Below are 18,028 nucleotides of genomic sequence, written 5' to 3' on the forward strand. Positions count from 1 at the left end.
GCCGTACTATACCCGGGATTTTAAAAAAACATTCCGATCCCTTCAACCGCAACGAATATATGAGATCAGAACCAGAAATTTATCCGGGGGCACCATACCCGCTCGGCGCCACCTGGGATGGTAAAGGTGTGAATTTCGCGCTTTATTCCGGCAATGCCACCGCAGTAGAATTGTGCCTTTTTAACTCCGATACAGATTCGCACGAAACCTATAAAATTAAACTCAAAGAACGCACCCACCAGATCTGGCACGGCTATATTCCCGACCTGAAACCAGGTCAGGTTTATGGATACCGCGTGCATGGCCCTTTCGAACCTGAAAATGGTCACCGGTTTAACCCGCATAAATTACTGCTCGATCCGTATGCCAAAGCAATTACCGGCACCATGAAATGGCACGATTCGCTGTTTGCGTATGAAGTAGGCCATGAAAATGAAGACCTCAGTTTCAGCGATTCCGACAGTGCGCCGTTTGTACCGAAAGCGGTGGTAATAGACAGTAACTTCGATTGGGAAGGCGATGAACCACTTAAAATCCCGTATCACCGGTCCATTATTTATGAAACCCATGTGAAAGGCTTTACGCAGCTGTGCCCCGATATTCCGGAAGAAATCCGGGGAAGTTATGCCGCGATAGGGCACCCGGTTACCATAAAATATCAGCAGGAACTGGGTATAACGGCCATAGAATTAATGCCGGTGCATCATTTTATTACCGACCGTTTTTTAGCCGAAAAGAATCTTACCAATTACTGGGGCTACAACACTTTAGGCTTTTTCGCGCCCGATGTGCGTTACAGCAGTTCCGGAAATTGCGGAGAGCAGGTAGTAGAATTTAAAAACATGGTAAAAGCGCTGCACAAAGCCGGAATTGAAGTAATTCTGGATGTAGTGTATAACCATACCGGCGAAGGCAACCAGATGGGGCCAACCGTTACGTTTCGGGGAATTGATAATGCGGCCTATTACCGGCTGAAAGAAGACGACAAGCGCTATTATATGGACTATACCGGCACGGGCAATACGCTGAACGCTAATTTGCCAAATGTATTGCAGCTGATTATGGATAGCCTGCGCTATTGGATCCTGGAAATGCACGTAGATGGGTTCCGGTTCGATCTGGCGGCTACGCTTGCCCGCGAATTGCATGAGGTAAATCGCTTAAGTTCATTTTTCGATATCATTCACCAGGATCCGGTTATTTCGCAGGTTAAACTAATTGCTGAACCCTGGGACATTGGCGAGGGTGGTTATCAGGTTGGTAATTTCCCGCCGGGCTGGAGTGAATGGAACGGCAAGTACCGCGATTGCATTCGTGATTACTGGCGTGGCGCTGATAGCATGCTGGCTGAATTTGCGCACCGTTTTACTGGTTCATCCGATCTGTATCAGGACGATGCCCGCAAACCTACTGCCAGTATAAATTTTGTAACAGCTCACGACGGTTTTACCTTAAACGATCTGGTTTCTTACAACGAAAAGCACAACGACGCTAACGGCGAAGACAACAACGACGGCGAAAGCCACAACCGATCCTGGAACTGCGGCGCAGAAGGCCCGACGGATGATCCGGGAATAAACGCTTTTCGCCAGAAACAGAAACGTAATTTCCTCACTACGCTGTTCTTGTCGCAGGGCGTGCCTATGCTCGTAGCCGGCGATGAAATGAGCCGTACGCAGCAAGGAAATAATAACGCTTATTGCCAGGATAATGAGATTTCGTGGCTTAACTGGCAGGATGCTGATAAAGAATTGCAGGAATTTACCCGCAAGTTGATAGAGCTGCGCCTTAATCATCCTGTTTTTTGTCGCCGCAAATGGTTCCAGGGCTTGCCTATAAAAGGAGTTGGGTTGGAAGATATTGCCTGGTTTCAGCCGGAAGGGGTGGAAATGACCGAGGAACACTGGAATCTGGATTATGCCAAAGCTATGGGCGTTTATCTCAATGGCTATGGTTTGCGTTCCAGCGGCTCCAAAGGCAAAAGAATTGTTGACGATAGTTTTTACCTCATTTTCAATGCCCACCACGAGTCGCTGAGCTTTAAGTTGCCTTCGGAAAAATACGGTCAGGAATGGATCAAAATTCTAGATACCCGCCAAAGTAAAATAGAAGAAACTGAAACCTTTGGGCCGGAAAGCCTGGTAGAAGCAGAAGGGCATTCTGTAATTGTATTGAGGCAACCGGTTCAGGAGAAAACACCGCTGAAACCGCTTCCCGGAAGGTCAGCGGTTAAAAAATAATGCTCAGATCAGTTTTCAGAAATCCACAACTTGAATTTTTTAAGCCATAAAAAAAAGCCTTACCATTACTGGTAAGGCTTTTGTGATTTTTCGCTCTATATCTGAAGATTAAGCGCGTTTTACGTTAATAGCGTTTAATCCTTTTCTTCCTTCCTGAAGCTCAAAAGTTACTTTGTCATTCTCTCTAACTTCGTCAACTAAGCCAGATACGTGTACAAAGTATTCGGTGTTTGAATTGTCGTCTTTAATAAAGCCAAAACCTTTTGAGTCATTAAAGAATTTTACTGTTCCAATATTCATATTATAAATTTTTATACCAGCATTACAGATACTGGCCAACAAAGGTTCAAAATAATTTTCAATGTTGTATTCATATTTTCAAATTTAATTGTAAAACTGCGGTTAAAGCCTGTAAACGGTATCATTTTGAAGTTAAAAACTCGTGAAAAAAATAGCCAGGCTTTGGGCTGAAGATGCGTTCCGTTTGTTAGCAAAAGATTTTTGGCTGTTGCAGAAAAGCATTTCCGGCAGTTTGGCTATAATTCAAGCAAAGGAAATCATGGGTGTTATTTGCCTGAAACGGTAGTTTTTTAAAGATCAGGCTACAAACAGTTAAAATGTTAAGCTTCGGAATTTTTAAAGGCTTAGTTTTTGTTGTCTGAAAGCTACCGTTTCCGTTTCAAAATAAAGAAACAAGGTTGATTCTAATTTGAAAACACTTTGAAGCTTTGCTGGTTTTTCCGTCAAAAACGGTAGCGTTTTCCGGCCCAAAACCCGAAATTAGGCCGGAGTTTTGTTTCTTTGTGATCTGAATATGCAATTATTTATTACTTCTTTAAATTCCGGCAGCAACGGTAACTGCTATTATATTGGCAACGAAACCGAAGCGGTACTGGTAGATGCCGGTATTTCCTGCCGGGAAACGGAGCGCCGCATGGAGCGTTTGGGTTTGAGCATGGAGAAAGTAAAAGCAATTTTTATTTCGCACGAACATTCCGATCATATCCGCGGCCTCGATGTACTTTCGCGCAAATACCAGCTACCCGTTTATATTACGCCCAAAACGCTACACTATTCGCGCTTAAATCTGCCTACTGAACTGGTGCAGCATTTTACCGCCTACGAATCTGTACAGGTTGGTGCGCTTACGATCACCGGTTTCCCAAAATTTCACGATGCCTCCGACCCGCACAGTTTTGTGATTGGTAACGGCCATACCAACGTTGGGGTTTTTACCGATATTGGTTCGATTTGTGCGCACGTAGAAAAGCAATTTAAGCAATGCCACGCTATTTTTCTGGAAGCGAATTACGATGATGAGATGCTGGCCAATGGCTATTATCCGGCACACCTGAAAAAACGAATCAGTGGCAAACGCGGACATTTATCTAACCAGCAGGCGCTCGATCTTTTTAACTTACACAAACCAGGTTTTATGCGCCTGGTGCTGCTTTCCCACTTATCCCGCGACAATAACGACCCACAACTGGTGCAGGAATTATTTACCCGCCAAGCCGCCGGAACGGAAATTGTGGTTGCTTCCCGTTACAACGAAACGCCGGTTTACGTGGTAAGCGCTATTCCCGGCGATGACTTGCCAGAAACGGTATCTTTTCCGGTTGAAAAAGTAAAGCCTAAGCGAAACAGCAAAACCAAACAATCAAACCCGATGCAACTCGCACTGGATTTTTAGGCGGGAAGATATCTTGCAAAACGAGCTTAAAAGTTTGTAGCAGGCAACTAACCTGATGGCACAGATTTTCTGAATACAATAAAAAAAACGCGCAGGCAAAACCGGCGCGTTTTTTAGTGTAATTGGTTTTCTAAGTTCGGTTAAACGGGAAATAGCTTATTGCAGTTTTTCTGCAAGAGTTTTAAGCTAATAGGAAATTAGAAACACTTAAAAGCAAAAAAGCCGCTTCATTTATCTGAAGCGGCTTTAAGTAGACCAAAGGAGTGGAATATCGAACTTTATCCACAAGGATCTAAAAGAGATTGTGAAATTTTTCTAGTTAGTAAATTTTGAATTTTTCTCATTTCCTGATTTAGAAAAGTTAATAACTAAAAATAATATTAGTACTCATATCTCATGTAAAAAAGGTTTGCTTGACCCCGAGAGAAAGGAAACCAGATGTGCGACCCGCGCCATACGTGGCAACTGATCGGTCTAATTACCGCAATGATTTGAACGCTTTGCGGAGCTCAGAAGTAAAGAGCGTTGGCTCTTCCCAAGAAGCAAAATGGCCTCCCTTGTCAACCTCGTTAAAGTAGGCAAGATCGGGGTAAACCGCCCTAACCCAACTAAGTGGTGAAGCCCAGATCTCGCCGGGGAACGTCGTAAAGCCAACGGGAACCAAGACCGGCGGAGGAGCTTGACCGGACGCAAGTGCTGTGGCAAGAGCTCGTCCGTCCTCCCAATATGAACGGGCGGTGGACGGTCCGGTGCCGGTCAGCCAATAAAGGGTGATGTTATCAAGGATCTGGTCTCGTGTTAAATTGCCCGTCGGTTTTCCATCCACGAAGGCACGGGCGATCTTATAGTAGCTATCCGTGTCATGGTCGAGCATCCAGGCTGCCAGTCCAAGTGGTGAATCCATTAGTGAGTAGCCAATTGTCTGCGGACGCGTTGCCATCTCAAGAAAGTAACCAAAGCCGTTTTGCTTGAATGTGGCGAGGGCCTCGGCCGCTGTCTTTTCCTGTTCTGAATCCTTGGGCAGCTGATCACCAACTGCGAGTACTGCTGTAAGCAGGTTTAAGTGGATACCGACCAAACCGTGGACTCTTTGGCGGCCCATAAGGTCAGTTACAAGTGCACCAACGTCGCCGCCTTGGGCAACGTAGCGATCATAGCCAAGACGTCTCATAAGCTCCGCCCAAGCTAGGGCAGTGCGCCCGGCGTCCCAGCCTAGTTCGGCCGGCTCTCCAGAGAACCCGTAGCCGGGCAATGATGGCAGCACCAGGTGAAATGCCTCGTCCGGAGTGCCACCGTGCGCGGTTGGATCAGTCAAAGGTCCAACAGTGTCAAGAAGCTCGATAACTGAACCTGGCCAGCCATGCGACATGATTAATGGCAATGCATTCTCATGTTTCGATCTGATGTGGATGAAATGAATTTCGACGCCATCAATTTGGGTTGTGAACTGTGGAAGCGCGTTAAGTTTAGCCTCGCACTTACGCCAGTCGTACTCTTTCGTCCAGTAGTTAGCAAGCGCTTGCATTGTAGCCAGTTGCACTCCTTGCGATCGGTCGGCGACAAGTTCTTTAGAAGGCATGCGCGTTGCTTCGATGCGGCGGCGAAGGTCGGAAAGCTCTGCATCGGAAATATTTACTTGGAATGGACGAATGGTCTCCTTTTCGGCAGATTGCCCGGTATTTTGCAGTTTGGCAGTTGTTTGTGTCATGGAATTCTATTTCGTTTAGGTTGATTTTGGGCAATGTAGAAAGCGGGGTTTTCCAATAATTTGGTCCAGCAGAGTAATCTACAGGTTAAATTCTAACAGTTAGATTCTTTATCTGTTATTTAAATAATCAGCAACAATAGTTGCTGATTATGGCAATAGATAAACTGGAGTTGAATTGGTATTTATACTTGCGTATTTAAACCAGGAAGATTTATTGTTGTTTAATAAGTAAATATCTTTATCCGCAGACTTAAGGTAAAGAAATGTGAATGATCAAAACATTAAAGGGATTGATAATAATTGAAGGGTAAAAAACGAAGCTAATTGATGGTAATAATCGGTTAGATTTAAATTAATACTTGTTTAAAAGCTTTTTTTAACTAATTGATATTTTCCCTTTCGAGTTTTCAAGACAGGTAAGTTAAGCACCCTACTTTGCGGTTTTAATAAGGGAATCCCCTAATAATTTGTAATGGTTTTAGGAGTAATTCTAAGAAATTTGAAATCGTGTAGCGACCTTGAATTATAATACCCAAATAACTTAATGATTTTCAACAAACTTTTCAAAATGGTTAACTAGGCATAAATACATGTGTGTTGATATTAATACCTAGTTAAGTTTTGACTTTGAGTCCGTAATCTTCGTTTTTAAATATTACATTTTAAAATTCAACTTATGAAGATTGTCGTTATTGGGGGCACTGGTTTTATCGGATCTAAAGTAGTCAATCAACTTCGTGAATACCAGCATCAAGTTATTGCGGCCTCGCCTAGCAATGGAATTAATACTCTTACTGGTGAAGGATTAGCTGAGGCGATTAAAGATGCGGACATTGTAATTGACCTTTCTAATGCTCCATCATATGAGGAAAAGGCGGTTATGGATTTTTTTCAGACTTCTGGCCGGAATTTATTGAATGCTGAAATTAATGCAGGAGTAAAACACCATGTTGCCCTTTCTATAGTTGGGGTTGATAAAATGGAAAATGTCGGGTATATGCTTGGCAAGAAGGCTCAAGAAGATATAATCAAAAAATCTGGAGTGCCTTATACCATTATAAGAAGCACCCAGTTCCTTGATTTCCTGGCAGGAATCGCGGATCAGGCTACTATAGGAAATGAGGTTCATCTTTCAAATGTAAAAATCCAACCAATTGCGGCAGTTGATGTTGTAAGGTTTATAACCAAACACTCGCTTGATATTCCTAAAAATGGTACAATAGAAATAGCTGGGCCGGAACGTTTCGAAATGTTCGAAATCGTTTCCAGGTACTTGAAGGATGTAAATGATCCACGCAAGGTAATTCCAGATGGTAAACCAATTTACTTTGGTGGAGAAATTCCGCTTAATGCCCTGGTTCCAGCCGGACAGGCAGAGTTGGGAACTATAGACTTTGAACAATGGAGGAGGCTGCAATTAGCTACTACAACTCCTAAATAAGTATTCTTTTGTTTTTTTTACGTGGTTGAACGTCTAAAGCATGCTAAATTAAGATAGTTGTAAACATTCATCCAGTTTACACAAAATGATCTCACCATGATGACCTTTAACTTGGTTTCGCATGTACGGAAATTAATGTGACTCCTAGTTTAGACTTCCAATTTTCATATTACAATTAAAAGTTTTTTCATTGGGCTGCATCATCCTAACCATTTTTATAAACTAATACTGTATGTACTTTTTTTATGAAATTGGAGGTTAAAAAATTAATTGTATTTGGAGTAATCATGAGCCTCCTTACTTCAGCCTATGGTACTTTTCTGGTTACTTTAATGAAACAAGACTTTTTAAGTGATTATTTTTTTGTCAATTGGTTAAGCCTGATTCCTAAAACTTACCTCTTGGTACTTCCATTCACTTTGATTACTGGACCAATGATAAGAGCATTGGTAGAAAGAATGTTCAGGAATGAAAAAATCAAAAACTAAAGGGCTCACCGCTGTGTCGAAATTCTTAATTATGAAAAGAATGATAAAATACAAAAGCTTTATATACAAAACTGTAACACTTGCAAGTTTGGCGGTTCTAAACATTACTTGTCCAGCACTAGCGCAACAGATGGGAGTTAAGCGTACGGAACTTCAACGTCACAATCTCAGCATTCCTGGACGCGAAGTAATTCAATCGCGGATTGATTTTGCCCCAGGAGAGGAATTCGGCAATCACTCGCATCCAGGTGAAGAAATTGTTTATATGATTGAGGGTTCTTTAGAGTACAAGGTCGAAGGTAGGTTGGCTGTAACACTTAAAGCAGGAGACGTTTTGTTTATTCCTGCTGGCGTAATTCATTCGGCGAAGAATGTAGGCTCTAGCAATGGGGCAGAACTCGCTACTTATGTTGTTGAAAAAGGGAAGCCACTTATCGTCCAGACTAAGTAAATGGTTAATTCTAAGTTTCAGGTTACTAAAGAATGAATTTCATTTATATGGTTCCAGAGATTAATAAATTAAAAAAACAACTGCCGTAAATACAGATACACATGGAAATAAGGTTGTAAAGCCGCAATAAACGAAAGTTTAAAATATATACTTATGCTTAAATGGAATGATGTAATCAGATATGCCAGCCAAGGCAACCCTAAGCCTGACAGGAGAGTTGAAAAATCAGAGGAAGAATGGGAAAGAATTCTTTCTCCGGAAGAATTTCGAATTACCCGCCAGAAAGGAACAGAGCGAGCCTACAGTTCTGAATTGTGCAACCTTTTTGAACCAGGTAAATACGCATGTATTTGTTGTGATACCTTATTATTTGACAGTTTAGAGAAATTTCAAAGTGGAACTGGCTGGCCTTCCTTTACACAACCTATTAAGGAAAATGCGGTAGCTTATCATAAGGATGTTAGCTATGGTATGTACAGAATAGAGGCTAACTGCAACACCTGTGATGCTCACTTAGGGCATGTATTTCAAGACGGCCCTATGCCTAGTGGTTTACGTTATTGCATTAATGCTGTATCATTAAAAAAAGTAAAAGATGATTCGCTCAAGGCTACTTTTGGAGGAGGTTGTTTCTGGTGTACTGAAGCTATATTCCAGGAATTGAAAGGTGTAATAAAAGTAGAAAGTGGTTACAGCGGAGGAAAGGTAGAACACCCTACCTACCGGGAAGTAACTACTGGAACAACCGGCCATGCTGAAGTAATTGATGTAACTTACAACCCTTCAGAAATAACCTTTGAAGACTTATTAAAAATCCATCTATCAACCCATAATCCCACTACTCCGAACAGGCAAGGCGCTGATAGAGGATCCCAATACAGAAGTGTGATTTTTTACAGAACAGAAGAGGAAAAAGAAATTGCCTTAAAAGTCATATCTGAATTGCAACCTTCTTTCGATGATATGATTGTTACCGAAGTGGCAATGTTTGAGCATTTTTACAAAGCAGAAGACTATCATCAAAACTATTATAAATCTAATCCCAACGGAGGATATTGTCAGGGTGTGATCAATCCAAAACTTGAAAAATTCAGAAAACTGTATAAAGAGAAACTTGTAAAATAATTAGTGATAGGTAATATAATAAACAAGGAAAGATTCAAGTAGTTGTAAGACTGTATGGTCTAAAGCTAAATCTTATTTTTAAATGACAGTCACTGAGCTATTGGTTGATTCTCCTCCAGGTCCAGCGTGTTACCTTTTTAATAACCTATGCATTTATCAATCATTGAAGTTCTTTTTTTTGCCTTTGCTTCTGTTCTGGGTATAATAATAGGCACTACTATTGGCATCTATAAAAGATTTACCCATAAGACCATTTCAAAAACAATGGCTTTTGCAGCCGGACTGTTAATTGCAGCAGCAACGATAGAATTAGCCGTTGATGCTGCTGAAAAGGTAAACCAATTTTATTTTGGTATTTTCTCACTAATGATAGGTGCGATTGGATTTAGTTTTGGTAATGCATTATTAAGTAATAAAGGTGCAAAGGATAGAAAGCGATGCGGGGAATGTGTTGCCCAACCTTCAGAAAAGGACATTCCAGGTAGTGGTTTGGCCATTACTTTAGGCACAGGTATGGATGCAGTTCCAGAAGCTATTGTACTTGGACTTACCTTGTTTACGCATGGTGTGAATACCCCCCTGATCCTAGCCATAGCATTAGGAAATCTACCAGAAGCAATTTCTGGTTCTGTAGGTATGTTGGCTGCCGGTAGAGCAAAAAAATGGGTTATCAAAGTTTGGGGAGGCGTAACCCTTGGGACAATCTTACTTACCGTACTTGGTTTTTTATTTGCCGGGCAGCTTTCAGAAAATATGGTCTCTAATTTACAATTATTTGGTGCAGGGGCCTTAATTGCTATGGTTTCTGAAACCCTAATACCAGAGGCTTTTCATGGTACCCCTAAATACTCAGGTACAATTGTTACTTTGGGCTTCGCATTGCTTTTAATAATTAAAATTTTAACAAGAGATTCATAAACTAGATTGCTTTTATGAGAGTCTTTCCAAACATTAAGCTGGTATTTCAATATGAAAATTAAAAACCCAATAACCCTAATTGGTGGCTATACAAAGGAATATACTGAGTGCCCGCTTGACTAAACCAACACTAAGATTTATTAACTTAAAAGCATAGGTTAGAGTTGTAAACTGTTCTTTAATACGATATGGATTGTAAGGTCTAAACAAAGGGGAATTATCGAACCAAAAAAGGCCGCTCCATTTAATGTGTAGCGGCCTTTTTTACAATGGTAGTCCATAGGGGAATCGAACCCCTGTTACCAGAATGAAAATCTGGTGTCCTAACCCCTAGACGAATGGACCATTTTAGGGAAAACGAACGCCCTTGTTCGTTTTGGTGGTGCAAATATAGAAGGCTGATTTTTCACTGCAAAACATTTTTAATAATTTTTTTTGAGGTTTTTATAACAGCTTCATTTAGAGAAAGAAAAATAATATTGGGTTTTCACAAAACAGAAGCGTAACTTCGCGGCGTCATTCATTCACAGACTTATATATAAGCTCTTATGTCAAAAATTAAAGTTGCTATTAACGGTTTTGGCCGCATTGGCCGTTTAACTTTTAAAGCGCTGCAACAGCGCGAAAACGTGGAAGTGGTTGCTATTAACGACCTTACTGACCCGAAAACGCTGGCCCACCTGTTAAAATACGACTCAGTACACGGCCGTTTCCCTGGCGATGTGAAAGCCGAAGAAGGTGGTATTAATGTAAACGGCAAAAGCATTAAAATTTATGCCGAGCGCGAACCGAAAAACTTACCTTGGGGTACTTTAGGCGTAGACGTAGTTTTAGAATCTACCGGTCGTTTCGTAGACGAAAAAGGCGCTGGCGGTCACTTAGAGGCTGGTGCACGTAAAGTTGTAATTTCTGCTCCGGCAAAAGGCAACATCCCTACTGTAGTATTAGGTGTTAACGACGATACTATTACCGGTTCTGAAACCATCATGTCGAACGCAAGCTGCACTACCAACTGCTTAGCGCCAATGGCGAAAGTATTGGACGATATGTTCGGAATCGAAAAAGGTTATATTACTACTGTTCACGCTTACACCGCTGACCAGAATCTGCAGGATGCTCCGCACTCTGACCTACGTCGTGCGCGTGCTGCTGCTTATTCTATCGTGCCAACTTCAACCGGCGCAGCCAAAGCAGTTGGTTTAGTATTGCCACACCTGAACGGTAAATTAGACGGCGTAGCAATGCGCGTGCCTATTCCGGATGGTTCTATGACTGACTTAACTGTGGTTCTGAAAAAAGAAGCTACTAAAGAGCAGATCAACGCGGCTATGAAAGCAGCTGCTGAAGGCCCGATGAAAGGTATTCTGGAATATACTGAAGACGAGATCGTTTCTATCGACATCGTTGGCAACACACACTCTTGTATCTTCGACGCTGGTTTAACTTCAGCTAACGGTACTTTAGTGAAAGTTGTAGGCTGGTACGATAACGAAGCTGGTTACTCTAACCGCGCTGCTGACCTGATCGTACGTATCGGTAAGTAATTTATGATTGCAAAACGCTATGTTTTTAGCGTTAGAAAGTAAAAAAAGCCACGCTGCAAAGCGGGGCTTTTTGTTTATAGGTATTTACGGAATTCAGGTTTGAACACGATATTTGGGATGGGCAGGATTTTATTTCTGAATAGGCTGCATTCTTTAAAGCAAGCGGCAGAGCTAGTCAACCACCCCCAATCCCTCCTTGAAAAGGAGGGGAGCTTTTCTCTACTACACTTTCACAATTCCGCCAGCGCAGCGTCACACGAAAATCACGTTTGCTAGAAAGCTCAACTAAAAGAAAGCAAACTACGAAGGGAAACGATACCAGTTTCTGTGAGAGCGGCCTCCAAGCTTACCGGTTCCGTCAGGAAAGCCGCAATGCGGCTAAGTAAGGTTGCAGCCGCGAACGCAGAAACGAAGCCCGCCCGGCTTGAGGGTGAAGATTGCCGATGAAAGTTAAAAGTAAGATGATTAGCAAAAAGGTGTTTCAAAAAACGCTAGAACTTTTGTTAAAAAAACTGCTAGCCGCCGATGAGGTCCTTCAGAGCTACGCTCGCAATCTTCGCGCTCCCGCGCTCAATTGTGCTCAGGATGACAGGAAAAAAAGGTATCCTTTCAGGCTTCAAAACTGCTGCATTCTAATATACCCATTCAAGTTTCTGGAGACAAAAATAGTAGCAAAAAACGCATTCTATAAACAATACCCTTCAGAATAAAAATAAGAATCCTTCCTGTTATTAAACATATAGAACATACAAAATTCAAAACAATCTCCATTTTAAAATCAAAATAAAATAACCGCCAAAAACCAACATCTCACCAAAAACTAAAGCAAATCACTTTTTTTATATGAAAATTGGTCTATATTTGCTTTTGGTATTAATACCAGCCATCATCATTCTTAAGAAGTAAAAATTACCTTTTCTATGAAAAAGATCTTAGTACCTACCGATTTCTCCGCTGAAGCGCACCGTGCTTTTGACATCGCCACCGAACTGGCTCACCTTTCCGGCGCTGAGGTGAAATTGCTCAATGTAATTGAAGTGAACGGCACCCCGAACTTTTCTGCAACCGGCGATACCATGGTGGGCGGAATCGATCAGGTGTATATGGTGAAATTGCTGGAAGCTACCCGTGCCCAGATGCAGCGCATGCTGGCTACCAACCGTTTCCCGGACGTGAAAATTAGCCACGAAGTGGACGTAGATGATATTTTCCATAACATCCGTAAAACCGTTACCGACGAAAACATTGACCTGATCGTGATGGGTACGAAAGGTGCCGATGGCTTGAACGAAGTGCTGATCGGTTCGAATACCGAGAAAGTGGTTCGCCAGGCGCATTGCCCGGTACTGACCGTAAAAGGCACCACCGATGTTTTCAACGTACGCAACATTGTTTTTCCTTCCAATTTCCGCGAAGAAAGCCCGTATGTGGTAGATGTGCTGCGTTATTTCCAGAATTTATTCAATGCCCAGATCCATTTGGTTTACATCAACACGCCAACTACGTTCGGTACTTCCCGCGAAAGCAAAAACCGCATGCAGGATTTCGTAAACCGTTTCGGCCTGCAGAACTACACGCTTAACATTCATAACGATGCGGTGGAAGAAGATGGTATTCTGAATTTTGCGCACGAAGTGGATGCTGATCTGATCATTATGGCAACGCACGGCCGTACAGGTTTCTCGCATTTATTAAGCGGGAGCATTGCAGAAGACATGGTAAACCACTCGAATCTGCCCATCCTGACCTGTCACATTAAATAATTCAGAAGTTTAGCGTTCTGAAAATTTGAAGATGATTTTCAGAGCACAGAATTCATTAAATCCTCAGTAGTGAAATAAAGATCGCTGCTGAGGATTTTTTTATGCGGCAGTTTTCAGGCGAAAAAGCATAGCGTTTTGGCTGCCTGTTCACGCAATAATTCACGCATGCTATCATTTAATCATTGAAAAACGCGTAATTTCGTAACCGTAATTTCGTAATCTATCTGAAGTTTGCCCGATGCAGGAAAGTGATAAAATACTATTTATTCTGAACCCGAAATCCGGCCGGCAAAGTGCTGTGGATGTTGCTGCGCTCATTCCGCAATATCTGCCGCAAAGCCGTTACGAAATTGTACTCACTGAATTTGCCGGTCATGCAACTGAACTGGCGCGCCACGGAGCTAAAGAAGGTTTCAGAGTAGTGGCAGCGGTTGGCGGCGACGGTACGGTAAATGAAGTTGCACGCGGATTACTGGGTACACAGGCCGCTTTGGCAATTATTCCGAAAGGTTCCGGCAATGGTCTGGCCCGTCATTTAAAGATTCCGATGCAGGTTTCGCAGGCTTTGAAAGACCTGAGCACGAACAAATTTTCCCGCATCGATTCCTGCACCATAAATGAGCATCCTTTTTTCTGCACGGCCGGCCTGGGTTTCGATGGATACATCAGCGGAGTTTTTGCGAATAATTCCCGGCGCGGTTTGCGGAGTTACGTAGAACTGGTGCTGAAAGAATTTCTGAAGTTCAAGCCCGGAAAAGCAGCCATAAAACTGAACCAGGAAAATTTTGAAACGCCTTGTTTTGTCCTGACTTTTGCCAACGCGTCGCAATACGGCAATAACGCCTACATTGCACCCATGGCCGATATCCGCGACGGTTTGCTTGACATTTGCCTGATCCCCGACCTTTCTATGAGAAAAGCGCTGGCGGTTAGTTACGGCTTACTGACCAAAACCATTGCCACTACCGGCCACGCCGATTTTTTTACCAGTCCGGAAATTACTGTGAAAACCGAAAAGCCGATGCCTTTTCACGCCGACGGCGAATATGTAGGCGAAGCGAGCGAATTTCACGTAGAAATAAAACCCTTAAGTTTAGAAGTTTTAACGCCGCAATAAGTATGGCCAAGCAATCCAGAAAAGACCGCGAAGGCGTGGTTTATTCCACCAATTCCGATTTTAATTACGAATACAGCCAAGAAGAAGCAGCCGAAACGCTGCCGCCCCAACAGCAAAATCTGAAAGTGCAGCTCGATAAAAAAGCGCGCGCCGGTAAAAAAGTAACGCTGGTTTCCGGTTTTGTAGGCCAGGAAGAAGACCTGAATGCTTTAGGCAAACTCCTTAAGAATAAATGCGGCGTGGGCGGCTCGGTTAAAGACGGCGAAATTGTAATTCAGGGCGATTTTCGGGATAAGATCCTGCAGATTTTAATCGACAATAAGTACAAAGCGAAGAAAGTAGGAGGGTAGCGTATTGTTGCTGAAAGAAAGATCCAGGAGGTGGTAAATCATTGCAAATTCCAGGATATTTTTTAAGATCAACGCAGATAAACGGCCACAAACCTTGCCAAAGGTGCTGTTCCGGCCTGGGTCAATGATAAAGTATCGTTCTGAAACAGGTAATGATCGGCGATGCCAAACATTTTCAAAAATTCGCTTTCGTAAGGCACATCCTGGCAGGCCATTCTGGTTGCAGCCAAAGGGGAGAATTTTATGCTGATTCCGGCGCTGATTTCATAAGAACCCATAAACGAATTGCAGCCGCTGTGCCCGTTTACACGGTTATTTTCGGTTTTGAGAATGAAATGGGGTTCGCGCGGCTGCGTGCTTGAAACCATAACCGGTTTGCCGTTCAGTTCTATCAGTTTCCAGTATTTTTCGGTTATCGAATTATCTGCACTTTCCGGGTGCAGTTCTGTTTCGCCTTTTTTTAAGATGTATTTTTCGGCCAGCGCACCGGTTACTTTTTGCCCGGCTGCATCCAGTTTCCAGAGCCTGTTTTCGCCAACCAGGTATTGGTTGGTTTCCTGCTGCTGAAGTTTGCCTGATAAAGTAATTTTGTTTCCGTTGCTGTTCCACTGAAAAGTGCCTTTCTCGCGGTAAACTTCTTTGCTTTTCCCAAGATAGGTCATCGCCATTTCGTAGGTCTGGTCCTGTTTTAAGGTTAGTTCCGTTTTAATGCCTTCGCAATCTCCGCAGGGTAACATGGCCCGGTAAGTGCCCGGCCAGTCTACAGAAGTTTTGCTGTTGTCGGGGGTAGCAGTTGCTGGTATATTGGTTGCAGTTGCAGATGAATCAGGGCTTTTAGTAGAGCTACAAGCAGTTAAATATCCGGCAACGATCAGGGAAAGGAACAGGCATTTTTTCATGGCAAGCATTTTAAACAAAACTAATTTGAAATCCGAAAGTTTGGTAGATGGGTTAGATTTTTAATTCGATTTCACCCAATTTTCAGGCCAGAGTGCGGGTAGATTTTGGTGGATAATAAGTATAAGGCGAAGAAGGTCGGGGGTAAAATAGGAACTATTGCTTTACCAGCAAATATGCTGTTAAGATAAATAAACAGACAGCAATTAAATTAGCCCAGAAGATTCGTTTGTACTTCTTTTTTAGCTTTTTATCTTGCTCATCCATGATAACAGATAAGAAATTAGGATAATCATTAAAATGACTTAAACCGCCGATAAAATGTGCTTTATATCCTTTTTCCTGGAGAATGCTTTTCATCCAACCCCAAAAAATCAGAGCAACAGCCGTAATCATAAACATGAATAAAATCAGGAGCGCTTTTTCTTTTTCCACTACTTTAAATTGAATTAGTTTAAGAAACGCTTAATACATTTCCGCTATTCACGATTATTTATTCTTCAGTTGTTAGTGTTTTTGTCAGTTGTTGTTGTTTTCACCAACAACTGATAAATAATTATTAAATTCTAATCATCTACAAAAACCGTAACGCCTTCTCCAGATCTTCCGGCGTGTCAATGCCTAAATTCTCTATTTCTGTAACTGCCGTTCTGATCTTAAAACCGTTTTCGAGCCAGCGTAATTGTTCCAGGCTTTCAGCTTTTTCCAGTTTGCCTATAGGCAGTTGCGTGATCTGTTCCAGAATATCGGTGCGGTAGCCGTAAATGCCGATGTGTTTGTAAAAGGTATGGTGCAAAAGCCAGTCGTGCGGTGGCACGTTGCGCAAAAACGGTATGGTTTGGCGGCTAAAAAGTAAAGCCTGACCGTAAATATCGGTTACTACTTTCGGCAGATTTGGGTTTTGCAGTTCTTCCGTGGTGTGAATTTTCTTGATGAGCGTAGCCAGCTGCACGGAGTTATCCTGCAAAAGATCGGCCAGCAAATTGATCTGTTCCGGCTGAATAAAAGGTTCGTCGCCCTGGATATTGATCACGAACTGAAATTCCTCGTCGTTTTTCCGGTAAGCCTCAAAGCAACGGTCGGTGCCGCTTTCGTGCTTTTCGGAAGTCATTACTACATTCCCGCCAAAACTTTGTACGTGTTCCAGAATACGGACATCATCAGTAGCCACCAACACTTTCTGCAGCCTGGCTTTTTGCGCTTGCTCGTAAACCCGCTGGATCATGCTTTTGCCGCCAATTTCTACCAGTGGTTTGCCCGGAAAACGGGTAGAAGCATAGCGTGCCGGAATAATGCCTAAAATACTCATGATAATTTCTTTTCAGTTTGCACAAACTTACCAAATTTCAGGCGGCTTTCCTTTTCGGATAAATTTCCTTTTTTAATGCCAAATTTACTTCTGTATTTACATTTTAAACCGGCCATTTTCTGCGCTTTAACCCTTAACTTTACTTCAGTTTTTACAAAAGGTATTCGTGCTGCAACGCCATTTTTTTTATGCTTTTGAAGGCCCGGTCTGGAAAATTTGCCTGGACCAGGAAACGCAGAACCTGGCGCTCGAGATCCGGCAGAAAGAGGCTTTGCAAACCGCATTCTGGGTAATAGATACCAAAACCGGAAACCTGCTTTTAAAGGATCATAAACCCGCAGAACGGTGGTGGACAGGATTGGAAAATGCAGTTGGCGGAAATTTGCTGTTGCATGGCTACAGTTCGAACCGCGAAACCGGCAAACACCTGGGCATAACCGCCGTTTCGGAAGAAACCGGTGAAACGCAATGGCACAAACCGGAACTTACTTATACAGGCCAGAATTCAGAAACAACGGTATTGGTTGAAAACGGCTTGGGGCAAATAAAGGAAGTGGTGCTTGAAACCGGAGTGGAAAATGATTTTTTTCAGGACCAAGGACACGCGAAAAAGCAAGTACAGGCGTTCGAAGAAAAGCGCAGCCAAGCCATGCAATTTCCGGTTCCGTATTTGCCAACAGATGCACATTACGGGTTGCTGCAGCAGTTCCTGAAACAGAAAACCGGAAAACGGGCCGAAGAGCAGATCGAATACCTGGAAACTGGCAGCCACATAGTGTTTAGTTTTTATGCCCGAAACCATAGCGTTTTGGCAAACTATTTGGTAGTATGCTCATCCGCCGGCGAGGTTTTGTTAGAAATTTGCCTTGAACCCGAAGTTGCTGGGATTGGCTTGGATACTTTTTTTATCTTTGCAGCTAAATTGTTTTTTATTCAGGAGAAAAACAGCCTTGCCTGTTACCTGCTTTAAACATTGAGAATTTA

The 18,028-nt window shown here is 42.6% G+C and carries 18 protein-coding genes and 1 tRNA gene; 13 read left to right on the top strand and 6 right to left on the bottom strand.

The features are described from left to right. The first annotated feature begins 59 nt into the window (after positions 1-59). The gene (gene glgX, locus ACFPIB_RS04530; protein WP_378016245.1) at positions 60-2,240 is read left to right on the top strand and encodes a glycogen debranching protein GlgX; all 2,181 of its coding nucleotides are present in this window, start codon (positions 60-62) and stop codon (positions 2,238-2,240) included. 108 nt (positions 2,241-2,348) lie between these two features. Here the strand turns inward: glgX and ACFPIB_RS04535 are convergent, their stop codons facing one another. Beyond that, the gene (locus ACFPIB_RS04535; protein ID WP_378016246.1) at positions 2,349-2,540 is read right to left on the bottom strand and encodes a cold-shock protein; all 192 of its coding nucleotides are present in this window, start codon (positions 2,538-2,540) and stop codon (positions 2,349-2,351) included. Between the two features lie 142 nt (positions 2,541-2,682). Between ACFPIB_RS04535 and ACFPIB_RS04540 the strand changes: the two genes are divergently transcribed. Together ACFPIB_RS04540 and ACFPIB_RS04545 are read left to right on the top strand one after the other, a co-directional pair. After that, a complete protein-coding gene (locus ACFPIB_RS04540) occupies positions 2,683-2,826 on the top strand; it encodes a hypothetical protein (RefSeq protein ID WP_378016247.1) in 144 nt (47 codons plus the stop codon). 228 nt (positions 2,827-3,054) lie between these two features. After that, positions 3,055-3,933 (top strand): MBL fold metallo-hydrolase, encoded by an 879-nt coding sequence (locus ACFPIB_RS04545; RefSeq protein ID WP_378016248.1) that lies wholly within the window; start codon positions 3,055-3,057, stop codon positions 3,931-3,933. Between the two features lie 478 nt (positions 3,934-4,411). Here ACFPIB_RS04545 and ACFPIB_RS04550 read toward each other — a convergent pair whose 3' ends face one another. After that, on the bottom strand, positions 4,412-5,641 hold the full coding sequence (locus ACFPIB_RS04550; protein ID WP_378016249.1) for an epoxide hydrolase family protein: 1,230 nt from the start codon (positions 5,639-5,641) through the stop codon (positions 4,412-4,414). Between the two features lie 676 nt (positions 5,642-6,317). Between ACFPIB_RS04550 and ACFPIB_RS04555 the strand changes: the two genes are divergently transcribed. The 5 genes from ACFPIB_RS04555 to ACFPIB_RS04575 all read left to right on the top strand — a co-directional run bounded on the left by ACFPIB_RS04555 (position 6,318) and on the right by ACFPIB_RS04575 (position 10,064). Beyond that, the gene (locus ACFPIB_RS04555) at positions 6,318-7,082 is read left to right on the top strand and encodes an SDR family oxidoreductase (RefSeq protein ID WP_378016250.1); all 765 of its coding nucleotides are present in this window, start codon (positions 6,318-6,320) and stop codon (positions 7,080-7,082) included. Between the two features lie 245 nt (positions 7,083-7,327). Beyond that, entirely contained in the window at positions 7,328-7,570 is a 243-nt protein-coding gene (locus ACFPIB_RS04560; protein WP_465251494.1) for a DUF2798 domain-containing protein, read from the top strand. Next, positions 7,551-8,021, top strand: a complete 471-nt coding sequence (locus ACFPIB_RS04565; protein ID WP_378016252.1) for a cupin domain-containing protein — start codon at positions 7,551-7,553, stop codon at positions 8,019-8,021. The genes ACFPIB_RS04560 and ACFPIB_RS04565 overlap by 20 nt, the downstream gene beginning before the upstream one ends. 153 nt (positions 8,022-8,174) lie before the next feature. Further along, complete coding sequence (locus tag ACFPIB_RS04570; RefSeq protein WP_378016253.1) at positions 8,175-9,146, top strand: bifunctional methionine sulfoxide reductase B/A protein; 972 nt, start codon at positions 8,175-8,177, stop codon at positions 9,144-9,146. 147 nt (positions 9,147-9,293) lie between these two features. Further along, positions 9,294-10,064, top strand: coding sequence for a ZIP family metal transporter (locus ACFPIB_RS04575; protein WP_378016254.1), 771 nt, complete (start codon positions 9,294-9,296; stop codon positions 10,062-10,064). A 270-nt stretch (positions 10,065-10,334) separates the two neighbouring features. Here ACFPIB_RS04575 and ACFPIB_RS04580 read toward each other — a convergent pair. After that, positions 10,335-10,409, bottom strand: a tRNA-Glu gene (locus ACFPIB_RS04580). A 203-nt stretch (positions 10,410-10,612) separates the two neighbouring features. Between ACFPIB_RS04580 and gap the strand changes: the two genes are divergently transcribed. The 4 genes from gap (at position 10,613) to ACFPIB_RS04600 (ending at position 14,838) form a co-directional block, all read left to right on the top strand. After that, positions 10,613-11,608 carry a type I glyceraldehyde-3-phosphate dehydrogenase gene (gap, locus tag ACFPIB_RS04585; protein WP_378016255.1) on the top strand — a complete coding sequence of 332 codons (996 nt, stop codon included), beginning with the start codon at positions 10,613-10,615 and terminating at the stop codon, positions 11,606-11,608. Between the two features lie 920 nt (positions 11,609-12,528). After that, positions 12,529-13,371 (top strand): universal stress protein, encoded by an 843-nt coding sequence (locus ACFPIB_RS04590; protein ID WP_378016256.1) that lies wholly within the window; start codon positions 12,529-12,531, stop codon positions 13,369-13,371. Positions 13,372-13,609: 238 nt separating this feature from the next. Next, the gene (locus tag ACFPIB_RS04595) at positions 13,610-14,488 is read left to right on the top strand and encodes a diacylglycerol/lipid kinase family protein (protein WP_378016257.1); all 879 of its coding nucleotides are present in this window, start codon (positions 13,610-13,612) and stop codon (positions 14,486-14,488) included. Positions 14,489-14,490: 2 nt separating this feature from the next. Further along, positions 14,491-14,838, top strand: coding sequence for a translation initiation factor (locus ACFPIB_RS04600; RefSeq protein WP_378016258.1), 348 nt, complete (start codon positions 14,491-14,493; stop codon positions 14,836-14,838). Between the two features lie 68 nt (positions 14,839-14,906). Here the strand turns inward: ACFPIB_RS04600 and ACFPIB_RS04605 are convergent, their stop codons facing one another. The 3 genes from ACFPIB_RS04605 to kdsB all read right to left on the bottom strand — a co-directional run bounded on the left by ACFPIB_RS04605 (position 14,907) and on the right by kdsB (position 17,044). After that, positions 14,907-15,737: a copper resistance protein NlpE N-terminal domain-containing protein gene (locus tag ACFPIB_RS04605; protein WP_378016259.1), complete on the bottom strand. Its 831-nt coding sequence runs from the start codon at positions 15,735-15,737 to the stop codon at positions 14,907-14,909. Positions 15,738-15,891: 154 nt separating this feature from the next. Further along, positions 15,892-16,170, bottom strand: coding sequence for a hypothetical protein (locus ACFPIB_RS04610; RefSeq protein WP_378016260.1), 279 nt, complete (start codon positions 16,168-16,170; stop codon positions 15,892-15,894). A gap of 139 nt (positions 16,171-16,309) precedes the next feature. Next, positions 16,310-17,044, bottom strand: coding sequence for a 3-deoxy-manno-octulosonate cytidylyltransferase (kdsB, locus tag ACFPIB_RS04615; protein ID WP_378016261.1), 735 nt, complete (start codon positions 17,042-17,044; stop codon positions 16,310-16,312). Positions 17,045-17,210: 166 nt separating this feature from the next. On the opposite strand from kdsB, the gene ACFPIB_RS04620 reads away from it, so the two are divergent. Then, positions 17,211-18,014: a DUF4905 domain-containing protein gene (locus tag ACFPIB_RS04620; protein WP_378016262.1), complete on the top strand. Its 804-nt coding sequence runs from the start codon at positions 17,211-17,213 to the stop codon at positions 18,012-18,014. Positions 18,015-18,028 lie beyond the last annotated feature (14 nt).

Source organism: Adhaeribacter terreus, assembly GCF_042657365.1.
Lineage (GTDB): Bacteria > Bacteroidota > Bacteroidia > Cytophagales > Hymenobacteraceae > Adhaeribacter_A > Adhaeribacter_A terreus.

What these genes read in the sequence shown, in the direction of transcription:
- glgX (WP_378016245.1), top strand. Translation starts at nt 60, where the DNA reads ATGAGATCAGAACCAGAAATTTATCCGGGGGCACCATACCCGCTCGGC.
- ACFPIB_RS04535 (WP_378016246.1), bottom strand. Translation starts at nt 2,540, where the DNA reads ATGAATATTGGAACAGTAAAATTCTTTAATGACTCAAAAGGTTTTGGC.
- ACFPIB_RS04545 (WP_378016248.1), top strand. Translation starts at nt 3,055, where the DNA reads ATGCAATTATTTATTACTTCTTTAAATTCCGGCAGCAACGGTAACTGC.
- ACFPIB_RS04550 (WP_378016249.1), bottom strand. Translation starts at nt 5,641, where the DNA reads ATGACACAAACAACTGCCAAACTGCAAAATACCGGGCAATCTGCCGAA.
- ACFPIB_RS04555 (WP_378016250.1), top strand. Translation starts at nt 6,318, where the DNA reads ATGAAGATTGTCGTTATTGGGGGCACTGGTTTTATCGGATCTAAAGTA.
- ACFPIB_RS04560 (WP_465251494.1), top strand. Translation starts at nt 7,328, where the DNA reads ATGAAATTGGAGGTTAAAAAATTAATTGTATTTGGAGTAATCATGAGC.
- ACFPIB_RS04565 (WP_378016252.1), top strand. Translation starts at nt 7,551, where the DNA reads ATGAAAAAATCAAAAACTAAAGGGCTCACCGCTGTGTCGAAATTCTTA.
- ACFPIB_RS04570 (WP_378016253.1), top strand. Translation starts at nt 8,175, where the DNA reads ATGCTTAAATGGAATGATGTAATCAGATATGCCAGCCAAGGCAACCCT.
- ACFPIB_RS04575 (WP_378016254.1), top strand. Translation starts at nt 9,294, where the DNA reads ATGCATTTATCAATCATTGAAGTTCTTTTTTTTGCCTTTGCTTCTGTT.
- gap (WP_378016255.1), top strand. Translation starts at nt 10,613, where the DNA reads ATGTCAAAAATTAAAGTTGCTATTAACGGTTTTGGCCGCATTGGCCGT.
- ACFPIB_RS04590 (WP_378016256.1), top strand. Translation starts at nt 12,529, where the DNA reads ATGAAAAAGATCTTAGTACCTACCGATTTCTCCGCTGAAGCGCACCGT.
- ACFPIB_RS04595 (WP_378016257.1), top strand. Translation starts at nt 13,610, where the DNA reads ATGCAGGAAAGTGATAAAATACTATTTATTCTGAACCCGAAATCCGGC.
- ACFPIB_RS04600 (WP_378016258.1), top strand. Translation starts at nt 14,491, where the DNA reads ATGGCCAAGCAATCCAGAAAAGACCGCGAAGGCGTGGTTTATTCCACC.
- ACFPIB_RS04605 (WP_378016259.1), bottom strand. Translation starts at nt 15,737, where the DNA reads ATGAAAAAATGCCTGTTCCTTTCCCTGATCGTTGCCGGATATTTAACT.
- kdsB (WP_378016261.1), bottom strand. Translation starts at nt 17,044, where the DNA reads ATGAGTATTTTAGGCATTATTCCGGCACGCTATGCTTCTACCCGTTTT.